This is a genomic window from Millisia brevis NBRC 105863 (genome assembly GCF_001552615.1).
Taxonomy (GTDB): Bacteria; Actinomycetota; Actinomycetes; order Mycobacteriales; family Mycobacteriaceae; genus Millisia; species Millisia brevis.
The window spans coordinates 1-16,914 of the sequence record NZ_BCRN01000012.1 but is presented as its reverse complement, the minus strand read 5'-3'; the positions used below and the strand labels follow the sequence as shown (position 1 = coordinate 16,914).

Sequence of the window (16,914 nt, the reverse complement as noted above, 5' to 3'; positions counted from 1 at the left end):
TCCCCACCTCACTAGACTTCGACGAGTGGCGGCTATTCCGAACGTTTTGGCAAGCAGGTACGCGACCGCGGAACTGACCCGACTGTGGTCCCCGGAGTACAAGGTGGTGCTCGAGCGGCGCCTGTGGGTGGCGGTCCTGCGGGCCCAGGCGGAAGCCGGCATCGCGGTACCGCCGTCGGCGATCGCCGACTACGAGGCGGTCCTCGAACAGGTCGACCTCGAGTCGATCGCCCGCCGCGAGCGCGTCACCCGGCACGACGTGAAGGCCCGCATCGAGGAGTTCAACGCGCTGGCCGGACACGAGCAGATCCACAAGGGCATGACGAGCCGGGATCTCACCGAGAACGTCGAACAATTGCAGATCCGACTGTCGGCGGAACATATCTACGCGCACGGTGTCGCGACCGCCGCCCGCCTCGCCGAGGGGGCCGCGCGCTACCGCGATCGGGTGATGGTCGGGCGCAGTCACAACGTCGCCGCCCAGGCGACCACCCTCGGCAAGCGGTTCGCCTCCGCCGCCGACGAGGTCCTCGTGGCGCTGACCCGGCTGCGGGAACTGCTCGACCGCTATCCACTGCGCGGGATCAAGGGGCCGATGGGCACCTCGCAGGACATGCTCGATCTCTTCGACGGCAACGCCGAGGCGCTCGCCGGGCTGGAGTCGACGATCGCCCGGTTGCTCGGATTCGAGCACAGTCTGATCAGCGTCGGCCAGGTCTACCCGCGCTCGCTCGACTACGACGTGGTGTCCGCTCTGGTCCAGTTGGCGGCGGGCCCGTCGTCGTTCGCGACCACGATCCGACTGATGGCCGGCCACGAGTTGGTCACCGAGGGCTTCGCCGAGGGACAGGTCGGCAGCTCCGCGATGCCGCACAAGATGAACACCCGTTCCTGCGAGCGGGTCAACGGCCTGATGGTGGTTCTGCGCGGATATGCCTCCATGACACAGGAATTGGCCGGAGCGCAGTGGAACGAGGGTGACGTGTTCTGCTCCGCGGTGCGCCGCGTCGCGCTTCCGGACGCGTTCTTCGCGATCGACGGCATCCTCGAGACGTTCCTGACCGTGCTCGCCGAGTTCGGCGCCTATCCGGCGGTCATCGAGAACGAATTGAATCGCTACCTGCCATTCCTCGGTACCACCCGATTGTTGATGGCAGCGGTGCGCGCGGGTGCCGGTCGGGAAGAGGCGCACGAGATCATCAAGGAGCACGCGGTGGCGGTGGCCCTGGCGATGCGGGAGAGCGGTGCGGCTCCGGACCTGCCCGGTCGGTTGGCCGAGGACTCGCGTTTTCCGTTGAACCGCAGCGAGATCGACGCCGCACTCGCCGATCGGGCGGCATTCATCGGTGCCGCGGGCGATCAGGTCGACCAGGTGATCCAAGCGGTGGAATCGTTGGTCAAGAAATATCCGGAAGCGGCCGCATACACCCCGGCGCCGATTCTGTAATCGACGCCGGGATGACACGGCAGGGGCCTCCGCGCACCCCTCGCCGCTGATATCCCGCGCGACGGTTCTGCGCCACCTCCCCATGGCCTTCGCACAACCGAACCCGCCGGAACAACGGCGCGGAGACCGCCATTTGACCAACGCTCGATACAATACGCAGGCCATTCCGAGAGATGCAAGGCCACGAGCCGACGCCTGCATATCGCGCCGCGGGTCGATTCGTGCCGAACGGAAGGAACCTGTTGCGCCATGGCCGGTAGTGGATCGCTCGGGCGTCGCCCGAGGATGGCGGCCGCCGAGGTGCGCGAGCAGGCCCTGCGGACGGCATTGGAATGGGTTCTCGACGAGGGCCTCGTGGTCAGCATGGACCACATCAGTCTCGAGGCGGTGATCGCGCGCGCGGAGGTCCCGCGCAGCGCCGTCCATCGATTGTGGCCGCGTAAGGAACAATTCTTCGGTGACCTGCTGATTCGTTTGGCCACCCACCGGGCATCGCAGCCGACGATGTTCGACAGTGGCGCGCTGCGCAAGGCGATCGATACCGGACTCGAATATCGGGACGGCATCCACGATGCGCGCGTACGTTTCATCGCCGTCGTGGAGGTGTGTCGGCAGGCCTCGATCGAGAATTTCGAGGACAACCTGCGGCGCTCGGACTGGAAGACCTATCTGGCTCTGTCGGCGACCGCGCTGTCCTTCCCGGACGATATCGGCGTCCAACTCAGAGCGGCCATCGACGACTCGGAACGCAAGTACGCCGCGGGTATGGCGGCGTTCTACGCGTTGATGAGCGAACTTGGCGGGCGGCGCATCCGCGAGGCCTTCAGCGGTGAGCGGGCCGGCCGTCAGGCCTTCGAGATGCTCGCCTCGGTCACCAGCGCGGCGATGGAGGGGATGGTGCTGCGCAGCGCCTCGACCGCGGACAATCAGCCGTCGCTGATTCGACAGACGGAAATGGTCGACCCCTTCGATACCGGGTCGGTGCGGCCGTGGAACGGTCCCGCGATTCTGTTCACCTCGACGTTCCTGTCGATGACCGAACCGGTCGAGGACTACGCGCTCGATCCGATCGCGATCGGCGAGCGACTGGACGCGCTGGCCGAGTGGATCTCCGCCGCGGAGTGACCGCCGCTCAGATCGTCCGGTCGAAGGCGGCCAGGATGGTGCGGAACTTCGCCGAGGTCTCGGCGATTTCCTCGTCGACGGCGGAGGCGGCGACGATTCCGCCGCCCGCCCGGGCGAGCACCTCGCGGCGGTCGGCGGAGACGGTGGCGCAGCGGATCGCGACCAGCCACTCGCCGTCGCCGGCGGCGTCGACCCAGCCGACCGCGCCGGCGTAGAAGCCGCGGTCGCCCTCGAGGTCGGCGATCATCTCCAGCGCAGCGGCGGTCGGGGTGCCACAGATCGCCGGCGTCGGGTGCAATGCCAGCGCGACCTCCAGCGCCGACGGCGCCGGGTCCGCGAGATCCCCGGTGATCGGCGTGCCCAGATGCCAGACCTGCGGGGTGGAGGTCACCTCGGGTTGGTCCGGTATCTCGAGCCGCGTGCACAGCGGCGCGAGCACGGTCCGCAGATGCTCGACCAGGTAGGCGTGCTCGGCCAGGTTTTTCGCCGAGGCGGCGAGCATCCGGGCGTTGTCGCGGTCGACGGCCGGGTCGGGGTCGCGCGGCGCCGTGCCGGCCAGGGGGTGCGCGGAGATGTGGGCGCCGCGTCTGCGGATCAGCACCTCCGGGCTCGAGCCGACCAGCATCGGGCCGGTCGACGGGGCCACCGCGTGGGCGTTCGACAGGTCGACGGCAAATCCGTTGCCCGCCGAGTCGCGGGCGATCAGCCGATCGAGCAATAGATACGGGTCGATCGGCGCGTCGGCGACGATGCGCAGGGCGCGCGCGAGGACCACTTTCTGTACCGCCGGCGTCGAGGCGCGCAGCGATGCGAGGGCGCGTCCGATGCGGTCGCCGTGCTCCTCGCGGCTGGGAAGCTCCTCGACCGCCGGCTCGCCGACCGGGGTCGGCGGAGGGTCGACCGGCAGCGGTCCGGGATGTCGAACCAGCGAGGTGGTCGCCATCAGCGCGGTTGGGTCGCCGGGGCGGAAGGGCAGAGCGCCGACCACCGCGCCGGTGGTGCCCAGTGCACCCGAGCGCAGTGCGTCGACGGCCGCATCGGCGGAGTCGAAGGTGGTCTCGATCCGGTGGGCGACGACGCTGTCGGTCGGGCGGGAGAAGACGAACGGCGCCCCGACCCGATCCGCGGACGAATCGATGCGACGTCCCGATGGATTGACCCTGTCACCGACCTGCATCACGTCCCTTTCGTTCGTCTCCTCCGGCGCTCCGCATTCCGACGGCCCCGATGTCCGTCCAGGAGACGAGGCGGGAGTCTATGGCTGCGCCGGCCCCGGATGGGGGGCCACGTCGACGGTCGTCGACGCGCCGGCGTGGATCGTCTCGCCGAAGATCCGCAGGGTCGAGTCGGTCGCGACGTCGGCGAGCTCGCCGATCGACATTCGGGGGAATTCGTCGGCGAGCCACGATTCGACCAGCGCGGCGGCGCCCCCCACGCAATACATCGCCTTGGCGAACGGGTCCATCGCACCGGAGGTGCCGTCGCCGCCTTCGTCGATGTTCAGGTACTGCAACACGATTCGCGCGATCGATCGCTGGGATTCCAACCGTGCTCCGGTGACCCCCGGCCGGCCGGCGGAGTCGGTGGTCAGGATGCGCATCAACCCCGGATCGTCGCCGAGATGCTCGAAGTAGGCCAGAATCCCGGCGCGCATCCGGTCGCGCGGCGAACCCTCGCAGGCGACCGCTGCGTCGAACATCACCTCCCGCAGCTCCGCCAGACCCTGCTCGACCACCGCCACCAGCAGGTCGTCGGTATGCGGAAACTGCTGATAGAAGTAGCGGTCGTTGAGGCCGGCCCGCGCGCAGACCCGCCGCACCCGGACGCCGTCGGCGCCGTGCGAGGTCCACTCCAGACGTGCGGCGGAGATCAGTGCGTCCCGCCGCTCCCGGCTGCGCTGATCGGCCGACTTGCCGTTGTATCTGCGCCGGCTGGTCGGCATGTATCCCCTCCCGTCGGGCGATCTGCTGCGAGATCCACCGTAGCCCGCCGCCTACCGGGTGGTCCGACGCCGAAGGCATCTGGTGACGTGCGTCACCGAATAGTTTCTGGTGACAGGCGTCACCAGTGAGACTATCCTCGAGATATGTCTCAGGGAACGGCGGCAGCGTCCGCTCCGGATATCCGCACCACCTCCCCGGCGGCTCCCGGTGACGGATCGCCGACCACGCCGGGGGAGTTGCGGCATCCACGCAGACATATGACCGCGGTGGCGCGCAATCGGCGCACCGGCCGACTGCTGCGCCTGTTGGCGGGGCTGCGCGAACCGACCGCTTCCGAGTTGGACACCGTGGGCCGCCGTTCGCTCGAACGCGACGAACTCGGCGCCGCGGTGGCCCGCGCGATGCGGCTGCCCAAGGGTTCGCCCGAACGGGTGACGATGCCGATGCTGCGGCAGGCGATCGCCGAGGGGCTCGCATCGCTCGACAACCCGCCGCCCGCGGTGCGCGCTTTCTTCGAGCGGGTCGAGACCGTCCCCGACTGGGTCGATTTCGACCTGTGCAACGAGGGGGCGCGGACCTTCCTGGCCTTCGGTCACAACGGCCGCGACATCCTGACCCAACTCGCCCTGATCGGCGGCTATCGCTACGCGGGACCGGCCGATCTGCTGGTCGAGACCGGCGGACTCACCGGCGATCGGACCCGCCGACGGCTCGCCGAGACGCAGCACTGGACCTGTGTGGTGACCGAACAGGACGCGATGCGTCCCGGCGCCGAGGGTTACCGCACCACCGTGCACGTCCGGCTGATGCACGCGCTGGTCAATCACGCCTTCGAGACCAACGGCCGCTGGGACAGCTCCGCACTCGGCCTGCCGATCAATCGGACCGACCAGGCCGGCACGCTCGGACTCTTCAGCGGCGCCGTGCTGATCGGGGTCCGCAGTCTGGGCGTTCGCGTCACCGGCGAGCAGTCCCGTGCGGTGATGCATCTGTGGAAGTACATCGGCTGGTTGATGGGCATCGACGAGGACTGGCTCTGCGACAACGAACACGATCAGCATCAGCTCAACTACTCGATCCTGCTCGCCTCCGCCGACGTCTCCGCGGCCGGACCGAAGCTCGCCCGCGCGGTGATCGACGTCGAGGAGAGCCTCGACTACCCGAACCTGGTCGCGCTGCGCCGCCGCTACGGTCGGGCGCGCACCCTGAGCATGTTGCGGGTGCTGATCGGCAAGCCGGGACTCGAGGACCTGCGGCTGCCGGTCACGATCCCCTGGGCGTACCCGATCGTGCTGGGACAGAACATCGTGCGCTACTGGCTGCTGCCGATGACCCCGGCGGGACGGCGACGGCTGGAGCGATTCGGGCGGCGCAGCCGCGAGCAGACCCGCGCCCGGTTCTTCGGCGCGCAGGACCGGGCCGTCGCCGACCTACCGGAATGAGCCGGTCGGCGCGTCGCCGCGCCCGGCGGAGCGGACGGTCGTGCGCGGACGGGTAACCGATAGGGTGTTCGGGTGCGTCCACCACTGTCGAGCTATCGGCGAATCGCGGCCGGCAAAGTGCGCGACCTGTACGCGGTCGACGACGATCATCTCCTGATCGTCACCAGCGATCGGATCTCCGCCTACGACCACATTCTGTCGTCGGAGATCCCCGACAAGGGGCGCATCCTCACCGCGATGAGCCTGTTCTGGTTCGGCCTGCTCGACGTGCCGAATCACCTCGCCGGGGACGAGCTCGATCCGCGCATCCCGCAGGAGGTACTCGGCCGGGCGATGGTGGTACGCACCTTGAAGATGCTGCCCGTCGAATGCATCGCGCGCGGCTACCTCACCGGTTCGGGTCTGACGGACTACCAGCGCTCCGGCGCGGTCTGCGGCATCGCGCTGCCCGCGGGTCTCGAGGAGGCCTCCCGCCTGCCGGAGCCGATCTTCACCCCGACCACCAAGGCCGAACTCGGCGACCACGACGAGGCGATGGACTTCGACGCCGTGATCGCGGCCGTCGGCCAACCGCTCGCCGACGATCTGCGGGCGGCGACGCTGGCGGTCTACTCCGCCGGCGCCGAGCATGCCGCGACGCGCGGGGTGATCCTGGCCGATACCAAGTTCGAGTTCGGCATCGACGAGACCGGCGCGCTGGTTCTGGCCGACGAGGTGCTCACCCCGGACTCCTCCCGGTACTGGGCGATCGACGGCTATGCGCCCGGTCGGGTCCAGCCGAGCTTCGACAAGCAGTTCGTCCGCAATTGGTTGACCGGGCCCGAGTCCGGGTGGGATCGCGCCGGCGATACCCCGCCGCCCCCGCTGCCCGACGACGTGGTCGCCGCGACACGCGACCGTTATATCGACGCCTACGAGCGAATCTCCGGAAAGGACTTCGACGCGTGGCCGAAGCCGTGAGCACCCAGCCGCCGATCGCCGACACGGTGCCCACCGAGCGCACCCACCACGGCGATACGGTCATCGACCCGTACGAGTGGTTGCGCGACAAGGACGATCCGAAGGTCGTCGCCTACCTCGAGGCCGAGAACGCCTACACCAAGGAGCGGACCGACCACCTGGAGACGTTGCGCGGCAGCATCTTCAACGAGATCAAGGCCCGCACCAAGGAAACCGATATGACGGTGCCCAGTCGCGACGGCGACTGGTGGTACTACACCCGCATGGTCGAGGGCAGCAGCTACGGCGTGCACTGCCGGTGCCCCGTCGCCGATCCCACCGACTGGAATCCGCCGATCGTCGAACCCGAGGTCTCGATCCCGGGGGAGCAGATCCTGTTGGACGCCAACGCCGAAGCGGCGGGCCACGACTTCTTCACCATCGGAGCGCTGTCGGTCAGCGACGACGGCAACCTGCTCGCCTTCTCCACCGACGTCCTGGGCAACGAGCGGTACACGATGCGGTTCGTCGACCTGCGTACCGGCGAACGGCTGTCCGACGAATTGGCCGATATCGGTTCCGGCGCCACCTGGGCGAGCGACAACGAGCACGTTTTCTACTCGACGGTCGACGACGCCTGGCGGCCCGACTCGATCTGGCGCCACCGGCTCGGCACCCCGCGCGAGCAGGACGTGCTGGTCCACCACGAGCCGGACGAGAGCTACTGGACGGCGGTCGGATCGACCCGCAGCCGCGAATACCTGGTGATCTGGGTCGGCTCGAAGATCACCTCGGAGATGCTGGTCCTCGACTCGGCGAACCCCACCGGCGAGTTCCGCACCGTGCTGCCGCGCCGGCACGGCGTCGAGTACAGCGTCGAGCACGCCCGTTTCGGCGACCGCAGCGTCTTCCTGGTCATGCACAACGACGGGCCCGACGCCGAGAACTTCACCCTCGCGCAGCTACCGGTCGACGGCTCGGGCGAGCTGACCACGCTGATCCCGCCGAGCCCCGATATCCGGCTCGAGGACGTCGACGCATTCGCCGGGCACGCGGTGCTGTCCTACCGCCGCGAAGCGTTGCCGCGCATATCGATCGCGCCGATCACCGCCGACGGTCTCGGCGAGTTCGTCGAGGTCGCGAGCGAGGGCCTGACCTCCACCGGCCTCGGCGCCAACGGGGAGTGGGACGCCCCGGTCCTGCGTTTCGGCACCTCCGGATTCGTCACGCCGAGCCGCATCTACAACCTCGACCTGGCCACCGGTGAGCGCCGGCTGCTCAAGGAGGCGGAGATCCTCGGCGGTTACGACGCCGCCGACTACGTCGAGAGCCGCGACTGGGCGACCGCTCCCGACGGCGAGCGGATTCCGCTGTCGATCATCGCCCGTCGGGACACCCCGACCGACCGCCCGGCGCCGACCTTCCTCTACGGATACGGCTCCTACGAGGCGAGCATGGATCCTGGCTTCTCGGTCTCGCGGCTGTCGCTGCTCGACCGCGGCGTCGTCTTCGTGATCGCCCACGTACGCGGCGGCGGCGAGATGGGTCGCCGCTGGTACGAGCAGGGCAAGCTGCTGTACAAGAAGAACACCTTCACCGACTTCGTCGCGGCCGCACAGCATCTGGTCGATACCGGGCGTGCGACCCCGGACCGGCTGGTCGCGAGCGGTGGCAGCGCCGGCGGCCTGCTGATGGGTGCGGTGGCCAACCTGGCTCCGGAGCTGTTCTCCGGCATCCTGGCCGATGTCCCCTTCGTCGACCCACTGACCAGCATCCTCGATCCGTCGTTGCCGCTGACGGTCATCGAATGGGACGAGTGGGGCAACCCGCTGGCCGACCCGCAGGTCTACGCGTACATGAAGTCGTACTCGCCCTACGAGAACGTCGAGGCGAAGCGGTATCCGGCGATCCTGGCCATCACCGGCATCAACGACACCCGGGTGCTCTACGTCGAACCGGCGAAGTGGGTGGCGCGGCTGCGCGCGACGATCCCGGACTCCGCGGACATCCTGCTGAAGACCGAGATGGCCGCCGGCCACGGTGGCGTCAGCGGCCGGTACGACAAGTGGCACGAGGTGGCCTTCGAGTACGCCTGGGTCCTCGATCGGTTGGGCAGCACCGAGCGCGTCGACGGCGCCTCGCGTGCGGCGGGCGTTCAGGTACCGAATCGGAGCGCGGATACACGTGGTTGATCTCAATAGACGCAGGTTCCTGTCCCTCGCGGCGGCGGCCTCCGGGCTGGCCGTCGCGGGCGGTTACCTCGGCAGCGCAGCCGCCCGGGCACAGCCGGGCGACGACGCGAAGTACAGCTCGCTGGTTCCGGAGCTGTATACCGATCGCCCGGACGCGCCGGACCACACGACGGCGGTGGTCATCGGCTCCGGTTTCGGTGGTGCGGTCGCCGCGCTGCGGCTGGGGCAGGCCGGGGTGGCCACGACGGTCCTCGAACGCGGCTCGCGCTGGCCACTCGATCGGCACCGGGAGATCTTCTCGTCCGAGGTGATCCCGGACGGACGCGCCTACTGGCGGCGCACCCGGTTCACCAATATCACCGGGATGCCGGCGTTCACCGACTCCTTCGGTGGGGTGCTCGACGCGGTCGAGTACGACTCGATCGACGTCTGGCGGGCCTCGGCGGTCGGCGGTGGATCGGTGGTCTTCACCGGCGTGATGATCGAGCCGGATCGCCGCATGTTCGATGCCGCCTTCGGCGGCGCGGTCGACTACGACCAGATGCACCGCATCTACTACCCGCGGGCGCGCGGGATCCTGCGCCCGTCGACCATGCCGGACGATGTCTACAACACCGCGCCCTTCCACCACAGCCGGGTCTGGGACGACCAGGTGCGCGCCGCCGGGTACACCCCGGAACTGACGGCAGGCCTGTGGGATTGGGATATTGTTCGCGACGAGCTCGGGGGGCGTGCGCGCCGCGCCGCGGTCGCCGGCGAATCGAACCTCGGCACCTCCACCGGCGCGAAGCCCGACCTGACGACCAGTTACCTGCGGCTCGCCGAGGAGACCGGCTCGGTCGGCATCTACCCCGGCCACGAAGTGCTCTCCATCGGCCGCGACGGCTCGCGCTACGTGATCGAAACCGCCCGGGTCGCGCCGAACGGTGAGCGCATCTCCACCCGCACGCTCACCTGCGATCGACTGTTCCTGGCCGCCGGCTCCGTGGGCACCTCCGAACTGCTGGTCCGGGCCCGCGCCACCGGCACGCTGCCGAACCTCAACGAGCACATCGGCGAGGGCTGGGGGAGCAATGGCGACGCCGCGGTGGTCCGCTCGTTCAGCGGCGCCGGACAGGGTGAGGGGCAGGCGGCTCCGTGTCGGTCGCGGATCTTCGACGACTCCGGCCTGCCGCTGTCTCTGGAGAATTGGTTCATTCCCGGAATTCCGTTCGACGCCACCGTCATCGGCTCACTGGGTCTGGTACTGGATTCCACGCGTGGACGGTTCGTGCACAACTCCGCGGACAATTCTGTCGGGCTGGAGTTTCCGAACGCCGGGCGTGACAACGTCGACGCCGCTTTGCGTGCGGTCAACGACCGGATCGCCGCGAGCAATGGCGTCGGCGTCGGCTTCGAGCCGCTCTCGCGCGACGTCTCCTCGTCGTTCACCGCGCATCCGCTGGGCGGCGCCGTGCTCGGACGGGCCACCGACGACGTCGGCCGGGTGATCGGCTACGACGGGCTGTACGTCCTCGACGGGGCGCTGGTGCCCGGTACCACCGCGACCTACAACCCCTCGCTGACGATCACCGCCCTGGCCGAACGGTCGATGGACGCGATCATCTCGGCAGGTCGCTGAACGCCGAACGCGACATCGCCCATCCGAGCCATGCGGCGGCTCGGATGGGCGATGCGAGGGGTATTCGATCGACTACTGCGGGGTCTCTCCGGTGCCCGAGGAGCCGGTGGCGAGCAGTTCCAGCACGTCCGCCAGGCTGATGTTCTCCAGCAGCGGGCCCAGAACGTCCTCCACCGAACCGGTGTCCACGGTGTCCTGAGCGGATGCGATTCCGGGCGCGAGGAGCGCCGGGGCGAGTGCCAGGGTGACCGCGCCGGCGGCGATTCCGAGCTTGGCGCGACGCGACCGCGATGTATGTGCCTGTGCCATGTGAGTTTCCCTCCGTGTGTCGTTTGCCGGAGCCGTGGCCACCCGACGAGGGACGAGTTGGACCCGCTTCGTCCCCCGTGCCGCGGCACCGAAGGTCAGTGAGCGCGAACGCCGCACTCACAACGGAGACACCGTTGGCCGATGCGGGAACGTTACAAATCTCGGCAAATTGCGTCGAATATCCGATTCGAGTGGATCGTCCACTCGCCTTCGTGGCGCGGCGCGGGCCCTCAGTGGTCGGCGGTCTCGAGGATCAGCCATCCGCCGTGATACTCCGATGTGCGGAATGGCAGCCCGGTGTCGCGGCCCAGGGCGTCGAGGGCGCCGAGGTCGAAGATGCGGACGTGGCCGTGGCAGGCGGTCGCCTCGTTCTCGAAGGGAACGGCGATCACCACCCGGCGACGGGCCAGGCGGATCGCCTCGGCGACCACCGCTCGGCCGATCTGCGGGTCGACGTGCTCGAGCAGGTGCAGAGCGGTCACGGTATCGACCGAGCGGTCCGGCAGCGGGACGTCGGCGGCGGTGCAGGTGATCGTCGGCAGGTCGACACCGAGGCGGGGGACCACCGCGTCGATCATGCGGGTGGTGCCGAGATGGATGTCGGTCGCGGTGACCGGGACGCCGGCCATCGCCAGGCGGATCGGGAAGAAGCCGAAGCAGGACCCCATGTCGAGCACCGAACCGGTGACCAACTCCTGCGCGCGCTGATGGATTGGGGCGAAATCGGCTGTCCCGGAGAGCAGGTCGGCCATCGAGTTGCGATAGTAGGTCGCCCACGCGTCGAGCGGGTCGGGCACGGTCGACAGGACCAGCCCCACCATCACCGATTCGAACTCGTCCTGGCGGCCGCCGATGGACCCCACCCGCGCGGTGATGTCGGCGACCAGACGCTCGCCGAGTTCCTTCGGTTGCAGGCCGTGGCGCACCAGCAACCCTCCGTCGGGTGTGCGCGCGAAGCGCAGCGGTCCGCCGTCGCGCTCGACGGTGACACCGGCGTGGCTCCACCGGCCGGGCGCGCAGCGGGCGAGCGAGTCGAAGGGTTCGATCGCGGTCATACGTAGACCTCCAGTCCGGTCATCCCCATCCGGCCGGCCAGTTCGAGCAACTCGGACAGGTCGCTGTCCGGCTCCTCGAGCCACTGCTCGTAGGCGGTCATGCTGGCGGCGAGCGCGGCCCAGCCCGCGCGGCGGGCGTGGAAGCCGGTGGGGCTCGTGTCGCCACGGTACGCGACGAAACTGGCGACCTCATAGCGCCAGCCCCGATACATCAGCGCCGAGTGTGCCTGCAGCGCGGGCGTGTTCAGGATCAGGTCCATACGGCGGCGATGGATGTCGACCTCGTCGGCCGGCAGCCGGTTGAACTCGACGATGCCCGCGACGATCGCCTCTCCGGTCGGGACGGAGATCGGGGCGCGCGCCAGCGCGTTACGGAAATCGATCAACCGATCGTCGAAGTCGCCCCACGGCACCGCGTTCTTGGACGAGAAGTAGCGAAAGAAGGTTCGACGGGCGATACCGGCCGCGTCGGCGATATCGTCGATGCTGACGGCATCGAAACCGCGTTCGGCGAACAGTTCGATCGCGACGGCGGCGATCGTGTCACGAGAACTGGAGGGTCGCCTACCTACCCGACCGGACTGTCTCGAGGACTTCGTCACCGGAAAACCTTCTTTCTGCACTCGATGCCAATATAGTGTGAGCGAAGCCACCATGGTGGCCTTCCTCGGTGTTCATCACCGGGTGGTCCGTCGAAAGGAATCCGACATGAGTGAGCACGTCGATCCGGAGCAGGTCGATCTGGTGGAGGAGTCGTTGGTCGAGGAGGTCTCGATCGACGGTATGTGCGGCGTCTACTGACACCGCCATGACCACACCGGACGGCGCAGCCGTACCGGGTGAGGTCGCCACGGCCGCGGCGGAAGATCCCGCCGCGGCCACGGCGAGGTCAGCCCTCGACCTCGATGCCGCGTGGACGATCCACCCGCAGGTGGAAATTCGGCCGGAGCCCTTCGGTGCGTTGCTCTACCACTTCGGTACGCGCAAACTTTCGTTTCTCAAGAACCGCACGATTCTCACGATCCTTCGATCGTTGCCCGACCATCCCTCCGCCCGCTCGGCGATGATCGCCGCCGATGTCGCCCCGGAGTCGATGGGAACCTATGCGCGCGCTCTGCGCACCCTCGCGGACTCGCGCATGATCGTTAGGAGCCCGGAATGACCGCGACGCTCGGTGCACCCGTAGCCCTCACCGCCCCCGCCCCCGTGCGGGGTACGGGACCGGCCACCCTGATCGACCAGTTCGAGCTGGGGCTCGACGCCCCCATCTGCCTGACCTGGGAATTGACGTACGCCTGCAACCTCGCCTGCTCGCACTGCCTCTCGGCCTCCGGAAAGCGGGACCCCCGCGAGCTGAGCACCGAGCAGTGCAAGTCGATCATCGACGAGCTCGAGCGCATGCAGGTCTTCTACGTCAACATCGGCGGTGGCGAGCCCACCATCCGCCCGGACTTCTGGGAGCTGGTCGACTACGCGACCGAGCACCACGTGGGGGTCAAGTTCTCCACCAACGGTGTTCGGATCAACGAGAAGGTCGCCGCGCGCCTCGCCGCCAGTGACTACGTCGATGTGCAGATCTCGATCGACGGTGCCACCGCCGAGGTCAACGACGCCGTCCGCGGCAAGGGTTCGTTCGACATGGCCGTCCGCGCCCTGCGCAATCTGCGCGATGCCGGATTCCGGGACGCGAAGATCTCCGTGGTGATGACGCGGCACAACATCCCGCAGCTCGACCAGTTCAAGGCGCTCGCCGACGAGTACAAGGCGACCCTGCGCATCACCCGCCTGCGCCCCTCGGGACGTGGCGCCGATGTGTGGGATGACCTGCACCCCACCAAGGAACAGCAGCGCGAGCTGTACAACTGGCTGGTCGCGCACGGCGAAGGCGTGCTGACCGGCGACTCGTTCTTCCATCTGTCCGCCTACGGTGAGGCTCTGCCCGGCCTCAACCTCTGCGGCGCCGGTCGGGTGGTCTGCCTGATCGACCCGCTCGGCGACGTATACGCCTGCCCCTTCGCCATCCACGACAAGTTCCTCGCCGGAAGTGTCGTGCGCGACGGAGGATTCCAGCAGGTATGGCAGCACTCGGAGCTGTTCCTCGATCTGCGGTCGCCGCAGACCGGTGGAGCCTGCGCCAAGTGCTCGCATTTCGACTCCTGCCGCGGTGGCTGCATGGCGGCGAAGTTCTTCACCGGACTGCCGCTCGACGGGCCCGACCCGGAATGCGTGCAGGGCTACGGCGAGGCGTTGTTGGCGGGTGACCGGGAGATTCCGGCGGCCAGCCAGGACCACTCGCGGACAGGGAAACGCAAGGAGCGCAACCGTTCCGGACCGATTCCCCTGACCTTGTCGATCAAACCCCCCACCAAGATCTGTGATGAGAACCCGGTCTCCGGGATGAGACCGGTCTAAAGCTACGAAAGGGCTCGCGAAACGATGGCGCAGAAGTGGATCGAAACGGTAGCCGAGGCTCAACGATTGGCGAAGAAACGTCTTCCCAAGTCGGTGTACTCGGCATTGCTGGCCGGATCCGAGCGGGGCAGCACCCTCGATGACAACCTCGCCGCGTTCGCCGAACTCGGCCTGCGACCGGCGGTCGCCGGTCACGCGGTTTCCCGCGATCTGTCCACCCATGTGATGGGACAGGACATTTCGTTCCCGGTGTTCATCTCGCCGACCGGCGTACAGGCGGTCAACCCCGAGGGAGAGGTGGCGGTTGCTCGGGCCGCTGCCGCTCGCGGCACCGCGATGGGACTGAGCTCGTTCGCCAGCCGCGCCGTGGAGGACGTCGCCGCGGTGAACCCGCAGACGTTCTTCCAGGTGTACTGGCTGGGCACCAAGGAAGAGATGGTCGCCCGGATGAATCGGGCGAAGGCCGCCGGTGCGGTGGGCGTCATCATCACCCTGGACTGGTCGTTCTCCTACGGTCGCGACTGGGGCAGCCCGTCGATTCCGGAGAAGATGGACCTCAAGGCGATGGCCACCTTCGCGCCGGAGGGCATCCTGCGGCCGAAGTGGCTGATCGAGTTCGCCAAGGCCGGCAAGATTCCCGATCTGACCGCGCCGAACATCAACCCGCCCGGCCAGCCGGCTCCGACCTTCTTCCAGGCCTACGGCCTGTGGCAGCAGACGCCGCCGCCCAGCTGGGACGACATCGCCTGGCTGCGCTCGCAGTGGGACGGCCCCTTCATGATCAAGGGCGTCTCGCGGGTCGACGACGCCAAGCGTGCGGTCGACGCCGGGGTCACCGCGATCTCGGTGTCCAACCACGGTGGCAACAACCTCGACGGCACCCCGGGCGTGATCCGGATGCTGCCCGCGGTCGCCGAAGCGGTCGGCAACGACATCGAGATCGTCATGGACGGCGGCATCCGCCGCGGTAGCGACGTGGCCAAGGCCCTCGCGCTCGGCGCCAAGGCCGTCATGATCGGTCGGGCGTACCTCTGGGGCCTCGCCGCCAACGGCCAGGCCGGTGTCGAGAATGTCCTCGACATCCTGCGCATGGGTCTCGACTCGGCGCTGCTCGGCCTCGGTCATTCGTCGATCAAGGAGCTGTCCCCGGACGACCTGATCATCCCGGAGGGCTTCCGCCGGGATATCTGACGACGCAGCGGACGCGCCCGCTTCACGGCCCTCTCGGCCGTGGGGCGGGCGTTTCTCGTGTCGAGGGTTCGGTGGTTGCGGCGGTGGAGGCGGGTCGGGCTCGGCTCGCGGGCGCCCGGGGTCGATCGGCTCTACCATCGGGTCATGCCCACGGGTGAGCGGTCTGCGGGCGGCCCACGCGTTGCCCTCACGCCCGGGCAGCGAGCGCGATTGGAGCGGTTGGCCGCGGCGCCGAGTTCTCGGCAGTCGACGGCGCTGCGTGCGCGAATTGTCCTGGGTTGCTCGGTTTCCGGGCCGATCGCGGTGGCCGACGAGTTGGGTGTCGCCTACAACACGGTCGTCAAGTGGTGTCGGCGGTTCGAGGAGTCCGATGTCGAGGGTCTCCTCGATCGGCAGCGCAGTGGTCGCCCCACCACCGTCGGGAGCGAGGAGGTGCGCGCGGTTCTGGCGGCTCCGTTGCATCCCCCGCCGCCGGGCGGCTGGTCGACGCGCGCGGTGGCGCGCGAGCTCGGGCTGAGTCAGACCGCGGTCAGCCGCATCCGGCGTCGGGCCTTCGGCGAGCCCGGTGATCGGCCGCCGATCGCTCTGAGCGGACCGCAGTTGTTGGTGTGGGTTCACCTGTCGCCGGGATTTCGTGGCCTGGGTTTCCAGACGCCGGCGACCGCACCGGCCACGCCGGACTCGGCCCCGCAGCGGCGGGCGCGGTCGGAGATCCGCGAGGATCTGCGGGTGGTCCTGTCGGCGGGGGTGGCTCTGCCGACCGGGCCGGATCGGCAGGTGCGCCCGGGCCCGCCGGATGAGGCCGATGATCTGGTGATCCACCTGCGGCGGCTGCACGCGCTCGTCCCGTCCGATCGCCGCGCGACGGTAGTGCTGGACACGGTCGCCGAGCGCTCGGATACCCGCTGGCTGCACGGAAACCCGCGCTTCGGTCTGGCGACGGTCGAGCCGCAGCGGTGGCCGGCCCTGCTCGAGGTCGCCGCGTCGGCGATCGACCCGCGCCAGGTGGACGAACTCGCCGACTTGGCCGATCGCATGCGACGGTGGGCGGCGTTCGATGCCGCCGATGGTCGGCCCTTCGACTGGTATCACGTCCCCTCGGTGATCGGCCGCCGCGGGTGGCCGGGACGCGGGGCGAGTCGGCGCGATATCGGCCGGTGGGCAGCGGGTGGCAGCGGTTCGGCCGGTGCCGGTGCCGGTGCCGACGACGGCGGGCGGCCGTCCGTCGGCGAGCCGGT

General features: G+C 68.8%; 16 protein-coding genes. 11 read left to right on the top strand and 5 right to left on the bottom strand.

Annotated elements, in window-relative coordinates; genetic code table 11:
• Nucleotides 1–25 precede the first annotated feature (25 nt).
• Both purB and MB1_RS16450 read left to right on the top strand, forming a co-directional pair.
• A complete protein-coding gene (gene purB, locus MB1_RS16455; protein ID WP_066909639.1) occupies nt 26–1,447 on the top strand; it encodes an adenylosuccinate lyase in 1,422 nt (473 codons plus the stop codon).
• A gap of 249 nt (nt 1,448–1,696) precedes the next feature.
• On the top strand, nt 1,697–2,572 hold the full coding sequence (locus MB1_RS16450) for a hypothetical protein (RefSeq protein WP_157084111.1): 876 nt from the start codon (nt 1,697–1,699) through the stop codon (nt 2,570–2,572).
• A 7-nt stretch (nt 2,573–2,579) separates the two neighbouring features.
• On the opposite strand, the gene MB1_RS16445 is transcribed toward MB1_RS16450, so the two are convergent.
• Both MB1_RS16445 and MB1_RS16440 read right to left on the bottom strand, forming a co-directional pair.
• Entirely contained in the window at nt 2,580–3,749 is a 1,170-nt protein-coding gene (locus tag MB1_RS16445) for an isochorismate synthase (protein ID WP_084351982.1), read from the bottom strand.
• Nucleotides 3,750–3,827: 78 nt separating this feature from the next.
• Complete coding sequence (locus MB1_RS16440; RefSeq protein WP_066909633.1) at nt 3,828–4,514, bottom strand: TetR/AcrR family transcriptional regulator; 687 nt, start codon at nt 4,512–4,514, stop codon at nt 3,828–3,830.
• A 258-nt stretch (nt 4,515–4,772) separates the two neighbouring features.
• Here MB1_RS16440 and MB1_RS16435 point away from each other — a divergent pair, with 258 nt between their 5' ends.
• From MB1_RS16435 to MB1_RS16420, 4 genes are all read left to right on the top strand, one after another.
• Nucleotides 4,773–5,957 (top strand): oxygenase MpaB family protein, encoded by a 1,185-nt coding sequence (locus MB1_RS16435; protein WP_066909630.1) that lies wholly within the window; start codon nt 4,773–4,775, stop codon nt 5,955–5,957.
• Nucleotides 5,958–6,029: 72 nt separating this feature from the next.
• Nucleotides 6,030–6,917 carry a phosphoribosylaminoimidazolesuccinocarboxamide synthase gene (locus tag MB1_RS16430; RefSeq protein ID WP_066909627.1) on the top strand — a complete coding sequence of 296 codons (888 nt, stop codon included), beginning with the start codon at nt 6,030–6,032 and terminating at the stop codon, nt 6,915–6,917.
• Entirely contained in the window at nt 6,902–9,088 is a 2,187-nt protein-coding gene (locus tag MB1_RS16425) for a S9 family peptidase (protein ID WP_245650227.1), read from the top strand. The genes MB1_RS16430 and MB1_RS16425 overlap by 16 nt, the downstream gene beginning before the upstream one ends.
• Nucleotides 9,081–10,709, top strand: coding sequence for a GMC oxidoreductase (locus tag MB1_RS16420; RefSeq protein ID WP_066909624.1), 1,629 nt, complete (start codon nt 9,081–9,083; stop codon nt 10,707–10,709). The genes MB1_RS16425 and MB1_RS16420 overlap by 8 nt, the downstream gene beginning before the upstream one ends.
• A 72-nt stretch (nt 10,710–10,781) precedes the next feature.
• On the opposite strand, the gene MB1_RS16415 is transcribed toward MB1_RS16420, so the two are convergent.
• From MB1_RS16415 to mftR, 3 genes are all read right to left on the bottom strand, one after another.
• The gene (locus MB1_RS16415) at nt 10,782–11,018 is read right to left on the bottom strand and encodes a hypothetical protein (RefSeq protein WP_066909621.1); all 237 of its coding nucleotides are present in this window, start codon (nt 11,016–11,018) and stop codon (nt 10,782–10,784) included.
• Nucleotides 11,019–11,248: 230 nt separating this feature from the next.
• Nucleotides 11,249–12,073 carry a mycofactocin oligosaccharide methyltransferase MftM gene (gene mftM / locus MB1_RS16410; RefSeq protein WP_066909618.1) on the bottom strand — a complete coding sequence of 275 codons (825 nt, stop codon included), beginning with the start codon at nt 12,071–12,073 and terminating at the stop codon, nt 11,249–11,251.
• Nucleotides 12,070–12,675 carry a mycofactocin system transcriptional regulator MftR gene (gene mftR / locus MB1_RS16405; RefSeq protein ID WP_245650226.1) on the bottom strand — a complete coding sequence of 202 codons (606 nt, stop codon included), beginning with the start codon at nt 12,673–12,675 and terminating at the stop codon, nt 12,070–12,072. The genes mftM and mftR overlap by 4 nt, the downstream gene beginning before the upstream one ends.
• Before the next feature lie 106 nt (nt 12,676–12,781).
• Here mftR and mftA point away from each other — a divergent pair, with 106 nt between their 5' ends.
• The 5 genes from mftA to MB1_RS25685 form a co-directional block, all read left to right on the top strand.
• The gene (mftA, locus tag MB1_RS25690) at nt 12,782–12,874 is read left to right on the top strand and encodes a mycofactocin precursor MftA (RefSeq protein ID WP_157084110.1); all 93 of its coding nucleotides are present in this window, start codon (nt 12,782–12,784) and stop codon (nt 12,872–12,874) included.
• Between the two features lie 7 nt (nt 12,875–12,881).
• Nucleotides 12,882–13,235, top strand: a complete 354-nt coding sequence (gene mftB / locus MB1_RS16400) for a mycofactocin biosynthesis chaperone MftB (RefSeq protein WP_066909612.1) — start codon at nt 12,882–12,884, stop codon at nt 13,233–13,235.
• Entirely contained in the window at nt 13,232–14,485 is a 1,254-nt protein-coding gene (gene mftC / locus MB1_RS16395; RefSeq protein ID WP_066909609.1) for a mycofactocin radical SAM maturase, read from the top strand. Before mftB ends, mftC begins: the two co-directional genes overlap by 4 nt.
• Nucleotides 14,486–14,509: 24 nt before the next feature.
• On the top strand, nt 14,510–15,676 hold the full coding sequence (mftD, locus tag MB1_RS16390; protein ID WP_066909606.1) for a pre-mycofactocin synthase MftD: 1,167 nt from the start codon (nt 14,510–14,512) through the stop codon (nt 15,674–15,676).
• Between the two features lie 144 nt (nt 15,677–15,820).
• Nucleotides 15,821–16,914: helix-turn-helix domain-containing protein (locus MB1_RS25685; RefSeq protein ID WP_157084109.1), on the top strand; the 1,094-nt coding region annotated here is incomplete at its 3' end.

Coding starts and splice junctions, on each gene's coding strand:
- MB1_RS16445 (WP_084351982.1), bottom strand. CDS start 3,749: ATGCAGGTCGGTGACAGGGTCAATCCATCGGGACGTCGCATCGATTCG.
- MB1_RS16415 (WP_066909621.1), bottom strand. CDS start 11,018: ATGGCACAGGCACATACATCGCGGTCGCGTCGCGCCAAGCTCGGAATC.
- MB1_RS16435 (WP_066909630.1), top strand. CDS start 4,773: ATGACCGCGGTGGCGCGCAATCGGCGCACCGGCCGACTGCTGCGCCTG.
- mftB (WP_066909612.1), top strand. CDS start 12,882: ATGACCACACCGGACGGCGCAGCCGTACCGGGTGAGGTCGCCACGGCC.
- mftM (WP_066909618.1), bottom strand. CDS start 12,073: ATGACCGCGATCGAACCCTTCGACTCGCTCGCCCGCTGCGCGCCCGGC.
- mftD (WP_066909606.1), top strand. CDS start 14,510: ATGGCGCAGAAGTGGATCGAAACGGTAGCCGAGGCTCAACGATTGGCG.
- MB1_RS16440 (WP_066909633.1), bottom strand. CDS start 4,514: ATGCCGACCAGCCGGCGCAGATACAACGGCAAGTCGGCCGATCAGCGC.
- mftC (WP_066909609.1), top strand. CDS start 13,232: ATGACCGCGACGCTCGGTGCACCCGTAGCCCTCACCGCCCCCGCCCCC.
- MB1_RS16450 (WP_157084111.1), top strand. CDS start 1,697: ATGGCCGGTAGTGGATCGCTCGGGCGTCGCCCGAGGATGGCGGCCGCC.
- mftA (WP_157084110.1), top strand. CDS start 12,782: ATGAGTGAGCACGTCGATCCGGAGCAGGTCGATCTGGTGGAGGAGTCG.